General features: G+C 44.7%; 16 protein-coding genes. 3 read left to right on the top strand and 13 right to left on the bottom strand.

All coding sequences use genetic code 11. The features are described 5' to 3' along the window. Positions 1-13: 13 nt before the first annotated feature. Complete coding sequence (locus IEV98_RS08980; protein WP_188505516.1) at positions 14-1,525, top strand: LptF/LptG family permease; 1,512 nt, start codon at positions 14-16, stop codon at positions 1,523-1,525. Positions 1,526-1,563: 38 nt separating this feature from the next. After that, the gene (locus tag IEV98_RS08975) at positions 1,564-2,784 is read left to right on the top strand and encodes a bifunctional 3,4-dihydroxy-2-butanone-4-phosphate synthase/GTP cyclohydrolase II (RefSeq protein WP_188505515.1); all 1,221 of its coding nucleotides are present in this window, start codon (positions 1,564-1,566) and stop codon (positions 2,782-2,784) included. Here IEV98_RS08975 and IEV98_RS08970 read toward each other — a convergent pair. From IEV98_RS08970 to IEV98_RS08920, 11 genes are all read right to left on the bottom strand, one after another. Next, on the bottom strand, positions 2,762-3,856 hold the full coding sequence (locus IEV98_RS08970; RefSeq protein ID WP_188505514.1) for a Wzz/FepE/Etk N-terminal domain-containing protein: 1,095 nt from the start codon (positions 3,854-3,856) through the stop codon (positions 2,762-2,764). The genes IEV98_RS08975 and IEV98_RS08970 overlap by 23 nt on opposite strands. Before the next feature lie 16 nt (positions 3,857-3,872). Further along, positions 3,873-6,377 (bottom strand): SLBB domain-containing protein, encoded by a 2,505-nt coding sequence (locus IEV98_RS08965; RefSeq protein ID WP_188505513.1) that lies wholly within the window; start codon positions 6,375-6,377, stop codon positions 3,873-3,875. Between the two features lie 125 nt (positions 6,378-6,502). Beyond that, a complete protein-coding gene (locus tag IEV98_RS08960; RefSeq protein WP_188505512.1) occupies positions 6,503-7,654 on the bottom strand; it encodes a glycosyltransferase family 4 protein in 1,152 nt (383 codons plus the stop codon). A gap of 7 nt (positions 7,655-7,661) precedes the next feature. Continuing rightward, complete coding sequence (locus IEV98_RS08955; protein ID WP_229738640.1) at positions 7,662-8,420, bottom strand: glycosyltransferase family 32 protein; 759 nt, start codon at positions 8,418-8,420, stop codon at positions 7,662-7,664. 17 nt (positions 8,421-8,437) lie between these two features. Continuing rightward, the gene (locus IEV98_RS08950; protein ID WP_188505511.1) at positions 8,438-9,511 is read right to left on the bottom strand and encodes an EpsG family protein; all 1,074 of its coding nucleotides are present in this window, start codon (positions 9,509-9,511) and stop codon (positions 8,438-8,440) included. A 16-nt stretch (positions 9,512-9,527) separates the two neighbouring features. After that, on the bottom strand, positions 9,528-10,427 hold the full coding sequence (locus IEV98_RS08945) for a glycosyltransferase family A protein (RefSeq protein ID WP_188505510.1): 900 nt from the start codon (positions 10,425-10,427) through the stop codon (positions 9,528-9,530). 18 nt (positions 10,428-10,445) lie between these two features. After that, positions 10,446-11,333: a glycosyltransferase family 2 protein gene (locus tag IEV98_RS08940; protein WP_188505509.1), complete on the bottom strand. Its 888-nt coding sequence runs from the start codon at positions 11,331-11,333 to the stop codon at positions 10,446-10,448. Between the two features lie 19 nt (positions 11,334-11,352). Next, positions 11,353-12,228 (bottom strand): glycosyltransferase family protein, encoded by an 876-nt coding sequence (locus IEV98_RS08935; RefSeq protein WP_188505508.1) that lies wholly within the window; start codon positions 12,226-12,228, stop codon positions 11,353-11,355. A 193-nt stretch (positions 12,229-12,421) separates the two neighbouring features. Next, positions 12,422-13,537 carry a non-hydrolyzing UDP-N-acetylglucosamine 2-epimerase gene (wecB, locus tag IEV98_RS08930; RefSeq protein WP_188505507.1) on the bottom strand — a complete coding sequence of 372 codons (1,116 nt, stop codon included), beginning with the start codon at positions 13,535-13,537 and terminating at the stop codon, positions 12,422-12,424. Between the two features lie 12 nt (positions 13,538-13,549). Beyond that, on the bottom strand, positions 13,550-14,446 hold the full coding sequence (locus IEV98_RS08925) for a glycosyltransferase family 2 protein (RefSeq protein WP_188505506.1): 897 nt from the start codon (positions 14,444-14,446) through the stop codon (positions 13,550-13,552). Between the two features lie 6 nt (positions 14,447-14,452). Further along, entirely contained in the window at positions 14,453-15,994 is a 1,542-nt protein-coding gene (locus IEV98_RS08920; protein WP_188505505.1) for a lipid II flippase MurJ, read from the bottom strand. Between the two features lie 135 nt (positions 15,995-16,129). Between IEV98_RS08920 and IEV98_RS08915 the strand changes: the two genes are divergently transcribed. Further along, entirely contained in the window at positions 16,130-17,560 is a 1,431-nt protein-coding gene (locus tag IEV98_RS08915) for an NAD-dependent succinate-semialdehyde dehydrogenase (RefSeq protein ID WP_188505504.1), read from the top strand. On the opposite strand, the gene IEV98_RS08910 is transcribed toward IEV98_RS08915, so the two are convergent. After that, a complete protein-coding gene (locus IEV98_RS08910; RefSeq protein WP_188505503.1) occupies positions 17,557-18,093 on the bottom strand; it encodes a CopD family protein in 537 nt (178 codons plus the stop codon). The two genes, IEV98_RS08915 and IEV98_RS08910, sit on opposite strands and share 4 nt — an antisense overlap. Position 18,094: 1 nt before the next feature. Then, on the bottom strand, positions 18,095-19,132 hold the full coding sequence (gene hemE / locus IEV98_RS08905; protein WP_188505502.1) for a uroporphyrinogen decarboxylase: 1,038 nt from the start codon (positions 19,130-19,132) through the stop codon (positions 18,095-18,097).

Raw genomic sequence — 19,132 nt, 5'->3', positions numbered from 1 at the left:
GCGGTACTTGTCGATGAAAAAAATCCATATTCTTATCCTGAAATCATTTATCAGGCCGTTCATCGTCACCTTTTTCATTGTGATGTTCGTGCTCCTTATGCTTTTCCTCTTCAAGTATATCGATGATTTGATAGGGAAAGGGTTCGAGTGGTACGTTATCTTGGAATTACTGGCCTACCAATCCGCGGTGCAGATATCCATGGCTATGCCGCTATCCATGTTGCTTTCATCGATTATGACCTTTGGCAATTTGGGCGAAAGCTATGAATTGGTGGCCATCAAAGCCGCAGGGGTCTCCCTACGGAAAGCCATGTCTCCGTTGTTCATCCTTGTCGGATTATTTAGTGGCGGAGCATTCCTTTTCAGCGATTATATTCTGCCCGTGGTCAATCTCAAAATGGGTTCTCTATTATACGATGTTCGAATAAAACAGGCAGATTTCCTTATCAAACCCGGTATCTTCAACAATACCATTCCGGGATATTCCATCCGGGCAAAGGGAAAAAGCAAGGATGGAAAAATCCTTTATGACCTTATGATCTATGATCATAAATCAAGTACTACAGCGAATAATGTGTTATTAGCTGAAGAAGGATTCATTTATAACTCTCCCGACAACAACACCATGATACTTAAGCTTAAAGATGGTGTACGTTACGAGGACAGCAGGGCCCGAAACGCCCGTGTATATAACCCCCGACAGCAGTTCACGCGGTTTTATTTCGAGGAGACCGAACAGAAGTTCGACATGTCGGCCTTCCAAATGAAGCGCACAGACGAGAATTTGTTTAAGAGTCATCACGCCATGCTCAACTTGAAGCAGCTAAGGCATTACACCGATTCCAATGCCATTCAGATGGATAGCCTCCGAAACACCGTGCTCCGCGAAATAAAATCCTATTATTACTATTTCAATGACTATTACAAAGTAAAGGATAGTACTATTGCGATTGGGAATGCCATCACGTACAATCAGAATTTCACCGCAGCAATACCCAAAGAAAAACGGACAACAGCAATAAGCAACGCCATGAACCAAGTGCGTTATATCAAAGATGTACTTAACCTAAAAGCCAATGAGGACGAGTTTTATCGCAATAAGGACATACTCTATAACGTCGAATTCCAACGCAAATTTACGCTAGCTGTCTCCTGCCTTTTACTATTTTGCATCGGCGCGCCATTAGGGGCAATTATCCGTAAGGGGGGGCTGGGATTGCCCGTCGTTGTCGCCATTATCTTTTTCCTCATTTACCATATCATCTCCACCGTTAGCGAGAAGTCTGCAAAGGAGGGCAATATCGATACATTTTGGGGCATGTGGATGGCCATTTTTATTCTGTCGCCGCTAGCTATCTTCCTTACTTATAAAGCCGCCACAGACTCTGCGCTGTTCGATATTGAGCAGTATCGGATCAAGGCTGAAAAAACGTTGAATTGGATAAAGGCCCGATTTGGCATCGGTAATAAGAAGGCTACGCATCCAAGTAAATCTTTACATGACGATTATACGTTGTCTTCATAAGTAGTGTACCTTTGCATTGTGATATAAAAGCCTGTTAAATGAGCGTGAAATTAAATACGATTGAAGAAGCGATTAGGGATATAAAGTTGGGAAAGGTAGTTATCGTAGTAGACGATGAAGACCGCGAAAATGAAGGCGACTTCGTAACGGCCGCACGTAACGCGACACCCGAAATAATCAACTTTATGGCCAGTCATGGCCGTGGATTGGTTTGTGTCCCCCTTACCGAAGAGCGATGCAAAGCGCTCGATCTAAACCTGATGGTGGGAAACAATACGGCTGTCTACGAAACCAACTTTACGGTATCCGTAGACCTGCAAGGCTATGGTACTACCACTGGGATTTCGGCTTCGGATCGATCAAAAACCATCAAAGCACTCATCAATCCCGACATCAAGCCTGAGGAGCTTGGACGGCCAGGGCATATCTTCCCGTTAATTGCCAAAGATGGCGGGGTACTTCGGCGCGCTGGGCACACGGAGGCTGCGGTTGATCTCGCTCGGCTTGCGGGCTTCGAATCTGCTGGCGTTTTGGTTGAAATCCTCAAAGACGATGGAGAAATGGCGCGACTACCCGACCTGATGCAGGTGGCCAGTCATTTTGATCTGAAAATTATCTCCATTCAGGATCTGATTGAATACCGACTCGCCAAGGACACCTTGATTACTAGGGAAGTATCGGTAAATCTACCAACGAAATGGGGTCAATTTAATTTAATGGCCTATACGCAGAAAAACACAGGTGAACAACATATTGCCCTTTACAAAGGCGAATGGGCTCAGGACGAACCCATATTGGTACGAGTACATAGCTCCTGCGTTACGGGAGATATATTTGGGTCCTGCCGTTGCGATTGCGGACCCCAACTCCATCGCGCTATGCAGATGATCGAAGAGGAAGGAAAGGGAGTCGTTGTTTATATGAATCAGGAAGGCAGGGGTATCGGGCTCGTTAATAAACTGCATGCCTATAACTTGCAGGAAAATGGCTTGGATACCGTAGATGCAAATTTGGAATTGGGCTTTAAACCGGATCATCGCGACTATGGTATTGGGGCTCAAATATTAAGGGATCTTGGCGTCACCAAAATGCGCTTGATGAGCAACAATCCCACCAAGCGCGCAGGCTTAGTTGGCTATGGTCTGGAAATCGTCGAAAATGTCCCTATCGAAATCGAGTCAAACCCTTACAATGAACAGTATTTGCGTGCCAAGCGAGATCGGATGGGACATACCATCATGAAGGATCCGCGTCCATGACCTGGCGTAAAAGCCGCTTCACCAATAGTACCAAACAAATCAAGAAACCACCCAATAGACCACCGATTACAATGGCTTTGGCTTTCCCAAGGCGGTCATTTTCAAGGGGTAGAATAGGTCTGTCCAACACTTGTATTACCGGCTTCTCGTTCCGTAAGGTAATTTTGGCCAACTCCTGATTCTTCACCAGTTCTGTTAATATGGCGGTATTTGCCTGTACATCCACGGTCCGCAATTGCGATCCGACACGGAGACTTTGGAATGCCTTGTTGGGGCTCGGATTGGCATCCGTGGCTGCAGCCACCCCACTTATGGCTTGATTAAGTTCCTTGCGCACCGAATCAACCTGGTGGGTAAGTACTGCCAAATTTTCCTGGGCCTTTTGCGTTCGCGTCTGGATGTAGAAATCAGATGCATTTCTGATCAACGTTTCGGCAAAAGCTTTAGAAAAAACCTCGTCCCGCGTTTCCATCTTAATCGCGATAATATTAAGTTTCTTATCTGGTTTTTCAATTACCAAATTACCGTCTAAAATGTTTCTATAGAACCTTGCCATCAAACTATCCTGTAAAAAAAAACCGGTCGTGTCGCTAAATTGGATATTCGCCAGATGCTCTTTTTCGGCCCATTTTTCCCTAAGGTTATTATATTCGATATAGCGATTAACCAATAGCTCCTGCTTTCCGTCAATTTCCATTTCAGTAAGCAATGTTTTATCAATCATGGAACGGGATTTAAGGAATTCCATAATGTTGTCGCCTTGAAAGAACCCTCCTGACCCGCCAATACCACCCAGATTGAATCCGAATTGTGCCGCTATGCCCATGGCAGCTCCTAGCCCGCCTGATGGTGTGCTCTGCTCTTCCATCACAAAGCTCAGCGTGGCTGTATAGTTTATTTTCTTAAATATTGAATAAAAAAGGCCGAGGCTGGCGCCTAAAAGCGCAACGATCAATATAATCACCCATTTACTCCATAGATACCGAACCCATTCGGCTATCTTTACAATCACATCCTTTAAACTGACTCCCTCATCTTGCTTCCGGACAGTCCTGATATTGTTATCCACCATGTTATCTTCAGACTAGTTAACGCAGCATTGTCAATATAATCGCTGCGAGAGAAGCGGCACCCGTACTGATCCCCAGCCACTGTTGAGGACTCATCGGTATCCTTACTTCCCTTTGAGGTACAAAAATTTCTGCGCCCGGCTTAATTGGTGGATAGTTATTGAAAAACAGAAATCGATTCGTGCTTTTCACCGATCCATTTGCATACAATACGTAAGCACTTTTTCGCAATGCGCGTGATGAAAAACCTCCTGCCTGCGAAATATATTGCTTAAACCCTTTTGAAGGTCCATATACAGCTGTAGAAGGCGCCAGCACTTCACCTGAAATTTTGACGGTCTGTAATTCTTTGGGTATCCGAATAATATCCCCATCTGCTAAAATCAGGTCGCCTCGTCGCCCCGGCCTTTTAATAATGCGTTCCAGATTTATCCCTACGAATTCATTGTTGATGTTTCTACTTATGTTCACTTCATTAAACGTATTTGCGTCACTCTGCAATTGTCTTAATGCAAGCATCCGATTGTATTCATCCTGTTTACGGAGTTCTTTCTCGGCTTTTTCCGCACCTGTTTCTGCGGCTTTCGTTGAATCCAGCGTCCCCCCTCGCTTCAGCGATGCACCCTCCACGTAGGCAAACGGAGTAAAACCACCTGCCCGTTTGACAATGTCCGATATCCGCTCGTCTTTACTGACGATGGTATAGAGACCGGGATAAAGCACCTCTCCTTCTATCCGTATTGTCTTTTGTGTTTCATACCCTGTAGCGGTGCGTACCACCACTTTATCAAATGGCATCAATACAAAATCCTGATCCTCCTTGCTTAGTCCCTTATCGGCAAAAACCTGAAATACATCGGCGATTTGAGCAGATTGTGAAAGCACATCGGCGTTCTGTACACGCCTTGAAACCTCAATACGATTGCCCGTGGCACTCTCCCTAAATCCGCCCGCCTGCATAATGAGATCCTGCAATGTCATGCCTTCTGCATAAGTAAATTGCCCCGGCGACCGAATCTCTCCATCAATGTCTACGGTATATTGCTCGCGCAAATCGAAAATCGAAGAAATGGTGATAATATCCTCTCGCTTCAACTCCACATCCGGTGTCGTACCTGCAACGATGCCGGATACATTGAATGATAATTGCTCTTTCTGCATGTCATCCTTCAAACGGAGGATATAACCCCGGCTTAAAAAGGCGTCCTCTTTTAATCCATCTGCCTTTTTGATCAACATGGATAAGGTCAGTCCGGGACTCAGCTCGTACTCGCCCGGGCGAAACACGGCCCCTTCGATAACCACCCTATTTTCAAACCGGTTTAAGACGCGGCCCACTTTGTATTTATCCCCCGTTTGCGGTTCATAGTGCGCATACTGGCTACTTAAAACATCCTCAATCCGTTGTTCTTTAGCTGTCCGCTTGGTGACTTTGATCCGAGCTCGGTAAGCATCCTCCGTGAAACCACCAGCATACGTTAACAGCTTTTCGAAAGACTCGCCATCCTTCAATTCAAAAATAGCCGGACGTTTTACTTCCCCACTGATTTCTACCCGATTCTGGTAGGGTGGAATCATCAGAATATCCTGATCTTCCAAACGGACATTTTCTGAAAAGAACCCATTCATCAAGATATCATAAATATCAAGGGTCGCGATTACTTTGCCATTCCGAATTAGGTTGATCGCTCTAAATGAACCGTTTTCCGTAGGACCACCTGAAGAATACAATGCATTGAACACGGTGGCAACAGAAGGCAATGTGTACGAGCCCGGTTGGGTAACTTCGCCCGTTATGGTCACCTGGATGCTACGAATATTTCCCAATGCCACACTTACTTTCGTATCTCCGCTCCGTATTGCCGAGTAAACCGTCGATAGGCGTGACTCGATACGCGCCGTAGCTTGTTCAATGGTCATCCCTGCCAGTGGGACAATGCCAATATACGGGATATTGATGGTACCTTCGGGAGTAACGGATAAGGTGTGTGCCTCTTCAGATTTTCCATAAATATCAATTAAAATCTGGTCGCCGGGCCCAATTATATAATTACGGGGCGTCGCAATGCGCAAATCAGGTTGGAATACCGGAGTTGCGCCTTGAAACAAAGCGGACCCAAATACGCGCAAAGGAGCGTCGCTCGACGAGTCGGAAGTTGTCGTATCGCTTTTACTAGGGGCAAACAGCGTATCAACCACACGCCGCTCGGTGTCTCTCCTCGTAAACGGGGTCGTGCTTTGCCGTTCTGCGGTTCCATTCAAGCGCGCTATCCTTTCCCTTAGTTTTTGGATTTCAGCCTGAGGCATCCCCCGCTCCAACGCAACAATTTCCATTTGACTCTCACTTAGTCCTGAGGACTCAGCCTGCTGAAGATAAGTACGGATCTGATCGTCTGACAAGTCATCTACACGGATCGTGGAGAGGTCTGAAGAATTAATGCTTTGTCCCAAACTTGGGCTTCCAAGCAAACCAACAAAAACCAATACAAGAATACTGGCAAAATAAAAAAATCTATACTTCATCAACCCGATATGCATTCAATTAAATCCTTAAAATAATATTCATTATTCTTAGTTACCACAAATAAACTGTTTTTTTCTTACTTTGCATATAAGAGTCTCGCTATTTCCCACACCTATTTGAGCTATTACTGGGGACGGTCTTTAAACCGTGAGATTTCCGCGATCGTTTCACTGTAAATGGAAATAACCCGGGCAATCGAATATTCCGCTATCATTTTGTCTCTCCCGTTTTGCCCCATCGACTGCCGCTCGGTCGGTGTGAGATTAATCATCCGCTCCATACACGACACCAGACTGTCAACATCTTTTACGTGACATAAAAAACCACTCCTTCCATCATCAATCAATTCTTTGCACCCAGCTATATTAGTTGCTATCAAAGGCTTAGACATAGCCGCACTCTCCTGCAAAGTAGTAGACATCCCTTCCCGATACGATGGAAGTACAACACAATCACAATTTGCTATAACCGGGCGAACATCCGTCACGGCACCTAGATAGCTTACCCATCCTTCCTGCACCCAAGTATCCAATTCTGACTCTTGCACCGCGGTAGGATTATCTACGTTTAAGTACCCCACAATAGAGAATGTTACATTTGGGTACTTCATTTTAATCTGCCTACCCGCAGCGACATATTCCGCTATTCCCTTGTCGTACAGCAGCCTGCCGATAAATAAGAACTTGAATGTCAATGAACCCTCGCCATCCACCGTAACCAATTCGGGATTAAAGGTATCCAAACAATTTATCCCTTCACCAGGAATTATCAACGCTTTCTGCCGATTTACCAATCTACGCGTTACAAAAAAATCGAAATCATCATGATTGAGGAACCAAACTCGGTTTGCCTTACGAAAAGCCGATCGATACAGTTTCCGAGCTACAAAGGTAACGAACCCCTTATTAATGAACGCATATCCAAGCCCCGTCACGACAGCGATGGTAGGTATCTTGTAATGCCGCGCAGCCAAAGTGCTGTAGATATTTGGCTTGATAGTATATTGTATGATCACGTCAGGTTTTTCCGTCGCATAGATACGCCTGAATTCCCAATAAAGCATCATATCCTTTACCGGGTTGAGCCCTTTACGGGACAGCGATTTCAATAGAATGACCCGCGCACCCAACGATACCAGTTGCCCGGCAAACTCGTCTTCAGGTGCCAATAATAACACCTCATGATTCGCCTTTACCAGTGAAGTGATAACATCTGTTCGAAAGCGCACGAAACTCCACGCAGTGTTTGAAACAAGGCAAATTTTAAGCGCATTCATACACATACTATTTTGTCCTCCATTTCCTGACCATCTTAATCAATATATTATGCCCTTGTTGCCCAAACACCAATATAACGGACCTATGAATTAGATATTTGATGGTTAACAACGGTGTCTTTTCCACCCATTTTCCTTCAAAATGGTGAACACAAACAGTTTCTTCCTTAATATCATAACTCTTGGAAAATATGCTTTTGGGTGAAAAATAATAAAAAGGAAAAACGGCAATCTCATCATTGCTATGAGGTGTTCCCCTGTTGTTGTTAGCGATATTGAAACGCTCCTCGAATACCTTGCCAATCAAAAGCGGCACCGTGGACATATTGAGATGCTGGATCTCCGCTAAAAAACTTCTATCCTTATAAGCATCTAAGCAATTTTTAACCCACTCAGTACCCTTTTCTGCACCTATTACCGCTGCTTCAATATCACCCACATAATCATATCCGATAAAGGATCTATTAACTAATAATGAATCAAAAGACTTAAAGACCTCCACATCAGCATCCAAATAAATTCCGCCGACATGGTATAACGCATAAAATCTAACATAATCGGCAGCAAAAGCATATTTTTTGCTTTCATATGCCTCACTTATCCAAGGAACTTTCGGCGATGTTTCGATATCCCAACGACATAATTCATAGTCAACCAATTTTTCTTTCCAGCTATCCAAACACTTCTGGATGAGATCGGGATAGGGATCATCACTTAGCCAGCAATAATGTATTATCTTGGGTATTATATTTTTTTCTTCCGTCATCGTTAGCGTCTAAATAGTCAAAATACGGAATAAGGTCGCATAAGGTTGATATCAATCATATTCATCCCGTAATAAAAGACAAACACGAGAAAGGTAAAACGCAATAATAACGCTAAAGACTGCTCTTCTCGCTTTTGCTCCCATACCCTGAAAAGATAAGGCATGGCAAAAAGCATCGCACCAAACAGAAGCGAAGATAACCGTTGCATAATTGCAAACGAAATGAACATCAGATTTATAAAAGACGCCCAAGCCAAGCAAGCGTATAACACATCTATCGCCCGATTCGAATAATAACTGGCCAGGTTCTCTCTAAAAACCAGCAAACCCAACATAACCAACTGCGCCAAAATAGAAACAAGGTATCCGCCACGACCAAACTCATCTTGCATAACGTAATTGGATAGTGTCGGCGGTAGCCCCCCCAATTCGAATAGCTTCATTGTCGGATTGTAAAAGCCCAACACCAAACCCGCAATCGGCAGAAAAAACAAAAACCATCCGTTCCTCACAACAAGATAAGCCAACATGAAAAAAATCACAACAAGTACCGCACTATGGAAAAACACTGCAAAAAACACCAAAAGCAGGCATTTGACGTACTTCGCCTCAATAAACATAAAAATTGCCCAAAGCCCTATTCCAGCCGAAAGTGCATATCGGATTTGCGTAAAATCACGATAAAAGTAAAAAAAGCACACATAGATCAACAGTGAAGTAAATGGGAATGGACTCTTCTGGAAAATCAAGGTGAAATTGACAAATCCGGTTAATATCGCCATGATTAGAAAAACCACATGCACATTCCCATCCGTAGCGTAAATTACTTTATTGAGTAAAAGATACCCTCGTTCCATGGATTCATCATAATTGCCCGTGAGTAAATCAATCCATGGTATACTTCCTGCAATATCAAACGCATCTTCGTAATTTCTGCTATCATTGTCAACTCCAATTGACCGCAAACCGACGAATAGCACCAAAAACAAACAAAAACTCGAATAAACCGAGAGACGGATTACCTTGCCGTTTACAAAATCAAACGCGCAAAGTAAAAATGCTATGGATACAAGTAAATAGTATACCGCCATTCGATTCGATGAAGCTTTACTTTTTCAAACTTTCAAGACAATATAAAAAATAACTAGCAGGAAGAAAACACAATGCCCAAAGCTGCCTTATTTGGCGTTGCTTTTCAATCAACGAATGCCTCCGGTCATAAATCGCAAACCTCCAAAAATTCAAAGCTGCCCGTAGTTTATAACGCAACGATATACCCGGTGTATTCAGTAGTTCCGAATAAAAAAGCATCGCATAAGTCGGACTTTTTTTACGAAGTTGAAATGATTTGGCACTCAATCCGTCATTAAGGTACTCGGTAACATACAGCCCTTTATTGATAAACCTCATCTTGTAAGATCGGCCAATTCTGTTCCAAACTAGTCCTTCCGTACAAAAAGTTTCGCCAGTTAAGGCTGGAAAGGGGTAGCGCGACAGAATATTCGTAATAAAAACCTCCGCTTTATCCCCTTTATACCCGTATCGGTACCTATAGTCCAACATCGAAACATCTAACGTTTGGTACGCTACCTCACCACCGATTACTTTGCCGTTTTGAAAACAACGCAATCCGCAAATACCCGCAAATCCCTTAGCCTTATTCGCCGCATACAGCTCCCGCCAAGCTTCATTGATGATTTGCAATGAATCCGCCATCAAGAGGTCATCGCTATCAACAATGAAAAATAATTCTCCCTTCGCCGCCTTTACTCCCCTGTTGATTGCTATATGCTTCCCGGCGTTTTGCTGGAAAAAATACTGTATTTCAACCTTTCCTTCAGCTTGGAAGCCTTCCACTAATTTGCCGGTGCCATCCTCACTCCCATCATCCACTATTATCCATTCAAATCCATGGTAACGCTGTTGCTTGATACTTTCATACAACTTTGCGAGATGTGATCCTCTGTTATACGTGGGGGTAAAAATGGTAATCACGGTCGTTTCCATCAGTAATAGCCTATCCTTTCAGCCCATCGGTTTACGGATGAGCGTCTTCAAAAATAGCACACCTTTCTTATTTCCTAAGGAAAATCCATATTTTAGAATGATGAAAGCCCTCTTCAAACGCGAATTACTTTCACCATATTGGAAATATGCCCGAAATATCGATCTGCTCCTCGGCTCCAGCTTTTCGAAATAACGTTCATAAAATGCTCGATTTGCTTTGTAATGATATTGGCTCATCACGGGCTTGCCCCGTTTGAAGAAACTCGCTATCCGCGCATAAATGCCCAGCTGTTGATGTCCTGAAACATTCCCTTTATGTTGCCTATACCACATCAAAATTTCATCTACATAAAAGATCTTACCCAATGATATGGCGCCAAGTGTAAACAAATGATCATGCATTGCCAGAACTGACGGAAACGGGCGCAATAGGTCTACCAATTGCGCATTCATGATTATGGAACAACCCTGTATGCCTGAATTGAAAAACAGAAAATTGCGTAATGTACTTGGATGTATCAATGTTGCCTTTTGCTTTACAACGGAGCCGTCTTTATAAAAATAGGCATTTGCGTAAACCAGCATCGGCCCCTCGCGGTCTTTAATGGCCTCCACCATAACCGCCACTTTATTTTCCAACCAGATATCATCTTGATCACAGAACATGTATAGCGCTCCATGAGCACGGTTTATAAGATGGAGAAAGTTACCCGTTGCTCCCAAACCACTCACGGCGTCTGCCATCACTACAATCCGGGAATCTAAGGTTTGGTATTCCGAAAGTATAGCTAACGTGTGGTCCGTCGAACCATCATCATGAACGATGAGCTGCCAAGATTTGTAAGTCTGCCCAATCAACGAATCAAGCTGCGCTTTCAAGTAGGCTTCGCCATTGAAGGTGGCCATCAATATAGTTACTAACGGGCTAGCGTTCACGACCAATTAATTTCTTGAAATCCAAACCTGTGGTTTCTGCCATATACCGCGATACCAGCTCGGCGTTGATGTGGCTTTTCCTTGCCGGTAAACCATCGGATAAATTCTCACAGCTAACATACTCATATCCCATTTCTTTAAAATCGCCTATTTTACTGCTCTTCACAATAGGAATAATTCCGTAATAAAGGTACTCGACTAATTTGGTCGGACAGGCAACGCGATTGATCAACATATCATCCCGCAATATAAAGCCATAATGCGCCTTTCGATAATAGCGTTGTAATTCATTGGGCGACACGGTTAACACGGCTATCCCGTCACCTACACGAATACCTTCTGCGGCCAACCGCGCTGTCATTTCGACCGGTTGCCCTGTCATAATGGTATATTGTATACCGGCTGAACGGTTATTTTTGATAAGACGAATCATCAAGTCTATATTTTGCCACGCTTGGAGATTACCACTATATAACACATGCGTTTGTTCATCTCCAAGCTCCCTTATATTTGACAAGTCGGCTACACTGATATGTGAGGGTAATATTGGATACTTCAGGTAAGACTTATCCCATCTGGGGTATTTACGGCTAAAATGTACCGCCATCGCATCGGACACCGTAATTACCTTATTGACACGACCGAAAATCGAGCGTTCCGCAAGTTGATATAATTTACCCTTCATCGTCTTCCCTGTATGCAGAAGCTCTTCGGGCACCACTCCATGAGCATCAAGCACCACCTGTGATTGCTTCCGGATAAAGCACAAAAACGGCAAGAGGGGCAATACATTGATTACAGAATGGAAATATAGGATATCCGCCTGCCTCAATAGTCTGCTGATCAGGAAAAAGTGTTTGAACATGTTACATCGATATTGTGTCGCGTTGTGGGAGATACGGCGCGTTTCCATACGCCAGTACAACCTATAGGAAACAAAGAGGTAAGTACGATGCTCTTGTTCGCATAAGCTATCTATGGCGATCATTCGCTGGGACATCCCTTCGTGACGCCTGCTTTCATCAGGAAAATCGGCTAAAAACAACATCGAAAATCCGCTACAAATTCAAAATGATTTCGGCAATGCGCTCAGCGCTTTTTCCATCGCCATAAACATGCGACCTCGTGGCCATCCGTTGATAGCCTTCTCCCCCATCAAGTAAATCTTTTACCGCTCGGTAAATAACCTCGTTGTCAGTTCCCACCAACTTTACTGAGCCGGCTTCTATGGCTTCTGGCCGTTCGGAGAAATCCCGCATCACCAGCACGGGTTTTCCCAGTCCTGGTGCTTCTTCTTGTATCCCCCCACTATCGGTTATAATCAAATAGGAGTTGAGCATCAGCCATGTGAAGGCAGGATATCCCAGCGGCTCGATCAGCGTAATTTTTTCGTTGCCTCCCAGATATTGATGTACCGTCTGTCGCACTACAGGATTCAGATGTACTGGAAATATGATTTGAACATCGGGATATGAGGCAATCTGAAGCAATGCCTTACAAATATTTCGCAATCCTTCTCCAAGGTTTTCCCGGCGATGTGCCGTTACTAAAATATTTTTCTTCCCAGGAATTACCAAAGTCTGCAACATCGAAATCTCCGAATCCCTGTAATCGGTTAGCATTTCCTTAGCCCAATACAACGCGTCAATTACGGTATTTCCCGTCACAAAAACGGAGTCATCGGACACAGATTCGCTCAATAGGTTTTCTCTTGCTGTTTCAGTTGGTGCAAAATGATAAGATGCGATTCTGCTCGTCAATTGCCGGTTTACTTCTTCAGGAAAAGGTTCATATCGATGATACGTTCGAAGACCGGCTTCTACGTGCCCCACCGGAATCTGGGCATAAAAGGCAGCTAACGACGCTGCCAATGATGTCGTCGTATCGCCATGCACCAACACGAAATGTGGACAGAAAGTCTTTAAGATTTGCTCCATCCCCACAATGATATCCGCAGTCAGTCTAAACAAGCTCTGACCTTCACGCATTACATTAAGATCAAATTGAGGCTTTATCGAAAAAAAATCCAGCACCTTATCCAGCATTTGACGGTGCTGAGCCGTCACACAAATCCCTACCTCAACAGATGAGCTGTATTGAGCGAAGGCTTTAATAACAGGTGCCATTTTGATAGCTTCAGGACGGGTACCGAATACCAACAGAATTCTCTTCATGCCATTAATAACTCAGGATCTTACAATTATACGAAATAGTTTAAGGTAATGACTATCCCAATGCAGGCAAGCTCTACCGATGGCTTGTGATGCCAACAGCGTCTTGACCAACATTGCCGTTGCGCTGCCTTTGGTCTTTTTGAAAAATTTAAGTCGACTAGATTCAAAGTATTTCGACTTTCCAAGGTTTATACGTCCGGTTATTTGGTGAGATCCCCCTTCGAGATGTATAATTTGAACTTCAGGTAAAAGTACCGAATAATAACCAGCCTCTTTCATCCGATACGCAAACTCTGTTTCTTCAAAGTAAAGGAAAAAATCTTCATCAAATCCCCCAAGCTGTTTGAACACTTCCCTTCTAACAAACATATCGGCACCTGATATATAATCGACCACTTTCATCTCACCGCCCTCGTTTTTAACCCCTATCGAAAGCTGTTTTTCGAAATTCCGCCGAAAGAAACGATGAAGGCCCAGCTCAAAAATCACTCCTCGAAGTGAGGGGAAATTACCGTAAGAAACCTGCCTTTCCATCGCTTCGTCCAACAAATCCCCTCCACAACAACCCACTCCAATATTCGCCGAGTCATTCATAAAATCGGTGAAATAACGCGCAGCATCAGTCAATAGTAACGTATCCGGATTGAGGAAAAAGAAATACCTACCACGCGCAAATTTTGCACCTTGATTGTTAGCACCACCAAAACCCACATTGTTCGGATTTGCGATAAATGTAATTCCCGGCAAGTCACCAAGTTTTTCCGCGGAATCGTCGCCAGAGGCATTGTCTACCACGATAACCTCGTAGGAAAGTTCCTTGGTATGTTTCCGAATAGATTGGATACAACGAAGCACCAGATCCGCAGTACGGAAATTGACAATGATAAAGGACACCGATACACGCTCCATAAAACGTCAATCCTCCCTTGCATTTGATTTGTGCTTTCTCACTACTCGAAGCAATTTTCGCCAATACGTACTAATAAATAACCGTTCCTCCAAACGCAATACGAACAAAAATATCAACATAAGCATCACGATCAAACAGCCATTTACCGCTAGGGTAATGAATTCGTTTGGGTGATCAGCTAGAAGATCATCGAGCAAATAAATCCCGGTGATCACAAGCGCTAAATAAAACGCATATTTCACTGTGGTGACCAAAAGTATGCGTCGATTATAGGGAAAGCAGCTAAATAATGCAATAGCCGAAAAACTATGCGCTATAATGAAAGAAAGCGGAAAGGTAAAAGCGCCGAACGAACGATAGTATATGAAATTCAATCCAATCATGATCAGTTGAGCAATCACGCCAAAAAAAGCATATATCTTTCCCTTATTTGTAGCCAGCAGTGCCAAGCCAAAGATGATATAAATAAACGTGATTAATGCAGACCAGGCGTAATAATTGGATAACGTGCTGATTCTGACTATTGCGTCATGAGATAGCTGCCCTTTATGGTACAGAATCAATCCGATCAGTTCTACGCCGGATGAACAGAAAAAAGCGATCAGTGCGGTCACGATCAATAATCCGAATTGATATATCTGCCTAAAATCCCGCAAAAAGCCGGCCGTGTCCCGTTTCGCATAATGAGCGGAAAGCACGGGTACAAGCATAGTAAGCAGCACGCTGGTCAATACGTTTATGGGTATATCTACAAATTTACGTGAATAGTCCAAAATGGAAACGACGCCCTCCCCCAAGATATTACCCAATGACTTCTCAACAAGAAAATTGACCTGAATAAAAAAATAAGGGATGAAGAATGGCAATGCATAGACGAAAAAAGGCTTAAAATCAGCCAAATTGATATGGCGGAAGCTAAAAAAAACAGGAATCTTCCGCGAGCGGATTTGGTATGCGATAAGTGAAAGCATCAATACCAGTCCAATATAGTAAGACACCGCCAACGCATAGATACCGATATGGGGTGCCAATAATACCATGCTTAGTATATTCACCAATGCAGCTATGCAATTCGATATTTCGGGAACGAAAAAAGAGTCATAGGCATTGAGGATGCTGATGCCCAATTGGCTGAATTGATCAAACAGCAGAGAGGGAGCGACAATCAAAAGCATCATTACCAATGCGTTTATCTGGTCTGTATTATAGGCAGGGGCCAGCAAACGGGCTATTGGATACGGGAAAGCAACAATACAACCAACCAAAAACAACGAGATGACCATCGTAACGGCCAAAAGGGATCGAGCCCTGGCCAGTACCTTTGTCTCACCTTGCTCTTCCCGGAGTATGACAAACTTTGCTCTGAATGTCTCATTGATCGGCCCCCAAATCGCCAAATTCACCACCACAATGCAGTTCAGGGCGATTAGCCACATATCGCGATCAAGCGAAATACCAAAATACTTGGCCGCGAGCGATAACCCCACTACCGAAAAAGCCAATTTGGTAAATCGAAGAATGAATAATATGACCGTTTTACGTTTCAATACGTGGGCTTAAAGACTAAAAGTTCTGCAAAGAAAACGTTTATTTTGTTAAATTTGAGTATTGCAGGCATTCCCAGCGGAAAACATTCGCTGGGATAGACTGTTAATTCACAACATGCCATTACATACGTCCATATGAATAAAAATCTGATCCTGCGACAGGCTTACCTCAACGGCAAATTCATTAAAGGCCGCAAGACCTTCAATGTCATCAATCCCGCCACAGGAGAAACCATCGCTTCCGTAGCCGATCTCGGCGTAGCGGAGTGCCGCAAAGCGATCAACCACGCCCATAAAGCATGGCCGGCATGGCGAGATACCGAAGTAACCACAAGGAGCGATAAGGTACGCAAGTGGTATGATCTCATCATCGCGAACAAACAGGATATCGCCCGCATCATGACCATGGAGAGCGGCAAACCGCTGGCAGAAAGCCTGGCCGAAGTGGATTACGGTGCTTCCTTCGTAGCATGGTTTGCCGAAGAGGCCAAGCGGGCATATGGCGAGACCATACCGGCACCAAAGACAAGCCAGCGGCTCGTCACCATCCGTCAGCCTGTGGGAGTGGTGGCCGCAATAACACCATGGAATTTTCCGCTCGCCATGATCACCCGCAAAGTAGCACCCGCGCTGGCTATTGGTTGCACAGTCATTTTGCGGCCAGCGTCCCAGACACCCCTTACCGCATTAGCGGTAGCCAAGCTAGCCCATGAGGCGGGTTTTCCTCCCGGTGTGTTCAATGTGATTACGGGAAAAGACAGCAAAGGTATGGGAGAAGAGCTTGCAACCAACGATCGGGTACGCAAAATCTCGTTCACAGGATCTACGGAAGTCGGGCGCTCACTGATGGCCCAAGCGGCCACTACTATCAAAAGGGTATCGTTCGAACTGGGTGGAAATGCCCCGTTTATCGTTTTCGACGATGCCGATATTAACGCTGCCGTCGCGGGAGCGATAACCGGTAAATTCCGCAATTCAGGTCAAACCTGCGTGGCTGTCAACCGCTTTTTCATACAGGATAAGGTATTCGATAGTTTCGCCAAAAAACTGACGTCGGCAGTAAAGAAACTGAAAATAGGGAACGGCCTTGATGAAGGCGTACAGGTGGGGCCGCTGATTAATCAAGACGGACTGGACAAGGTAATCGTACACGTAAAAGATGCAATCGCAAATGGCGCAAAACTGCTCGCCGGTGGCAAGGCAAAAAAAGGGTTGTTCTATCAGCCGACCGTTTTGGCAGACGTTAACCCCTCATCATTGATTGCCCGTGAAGAGACATTCGGCCCGATATGCGCCCTATTCCGCTTCCAAAGGGAAGACGAAGGCATCGCAATGGCCAATGATACCGAGTTTGGCTTGGCCTCCTATTTTTACAGTACCGATGTGAATCGATGCTGGCGGGTATCCGAGCAACTCGAAGCCGGCATGGTTGGGATCAATACCGGACTCGTCTCAAACGCCATGGCGCCATTCGGTGGCATCAAACAATCCGGTATTGGTCGCGAAGGATCAAAACATGGGCTTGACGAATATACGGAACTGAAATACCTATGTTTCGGCGGTTAGGTGCGCTCCCTGACTTTCTTATACCATTTTACGGCAACCATAAGCATCACAGAAAACAGGATGAGACCGAGCACCCCATAAACCCAATTCACCGCATTCTTTAACACGACCAAAAAGACAATAGCAAACATCAACACGGTAGCCAATTCATTCCAAAGCCTTAATTGAATCGAGGTCCATTTATTCCCTCCCCCCTTCAGCGTGTACATGATTCGCTGGCAAATAAAATGGTACACGATCAGCCCGAGCACAAACATCAGCTTCACATGCATCCACGGAGCTTGCAGCCACGCTGGGTTAATATAGAGCATTACCGCCCCAGCAGCAACGGCCAGGTACATGGACGGCGTTGCGATGATCCACCAGAGCAGTCGTTCATTTTTGATATATTCTTCGTGCAAGATCTGATAGACCTCAGCAGGTCGCCGCCTCGCTTCCGTATGGTAGATAAATAACCGCACCATATAAAACAGCCCCGCCATCCACGTAATGACGAAGATGATGTGCAGTGCCTTGGCGTAGAGATAAAGCATCTTAATAATTAAATTCCTTCACTACCTCGATAGCATGCTTTACATTATCAAAAGGTATATCCGGCATAATACCGTGCCCCAAATTGAAGACAAAGCCTTCCTGCCCCCGCATACGCTCAAATAAATACAGGATTTTCTCTTTGATTACCTTTTTGTCAGCGTAAAGCACAAAGGGATCCAGGTTGCCTTGCACCGCTACCCCATGCGGCAGGCTATCTTTGATGTTGCGCAAATCCGCATTCCAATCTACAGACACTACGTCAGGGCCGGCCTCCGCCATCAGTGGAGCGAATACCGAACTTCCCTTACAGAATGAAATGACAGGGATATCCTTTCTATGGAGTTTGGAAATAATTTGGGTATTATAGGTATGGGCAAATGTCCGATAGTCATTCCACGACAGTGCCTGTGCCCAGCTATCGAACAGCTGAATTGCATTAACCCCGGCAGTTATCTGCATATTGAGGTAATCGATCGTTACATCGGCGATTTTCTGCAAAATAAGATGCGCCATTTCGGGTTCGTTGTTGAGCAACAACTTTGTACGTTTAAAATCACGCGAAGAACCGCCTTCTACAAGGTAGCTCAACACGGTGAACGGTGCACCTGCAAACCCGATGAGTGGAATACGCCCCTGCAAACGTTGTTGAATGACACGAATAGCATCACCTACATATTGCAGCTCACCCAACACATCGGTACGCAATGCTTCGGCGTCATCCCATGTGCGTACCGGATTGGCAAACAAAGGCCCAACGCCTTGTTCGAAGCTCAGCTTCCCGCCCATTGCCTCGGCAGTGACCAGGATATCCGAAAATAGAATCGCCGCATCCACGCCCAACAAATCCACGGGAAGCATGGTCACATCCGCAGCGATTTCTGGGGTCTTACACATTTCGAGAAATGAGTATTTGTTTTTGATGGCCCAGTATTCTTTCATAAACCGGCCAGCCTGGCGCATCATCCACACCGGGGGGCGCGGGATCGGCTGCGAAAATGCAGCACGGATCAGCAAATCGTTTTGTAAATTGTTAGTCAC

It is taken from the genome of Parapedobacter pyrenivorans (assembly GCF_014636865.1).
Classification (GTDB): Bacteria; Bacteroidota; Bacteroidia; order Sphingobacteriales; family Sphingobacteriaceae; genus Parapedobacter; species Parapedobacter pyrenivorans.
Note: the sequence above shows the minus strand (reverse complement) of the source record. Positions and strands in the feature narration are given on the sequence as shown.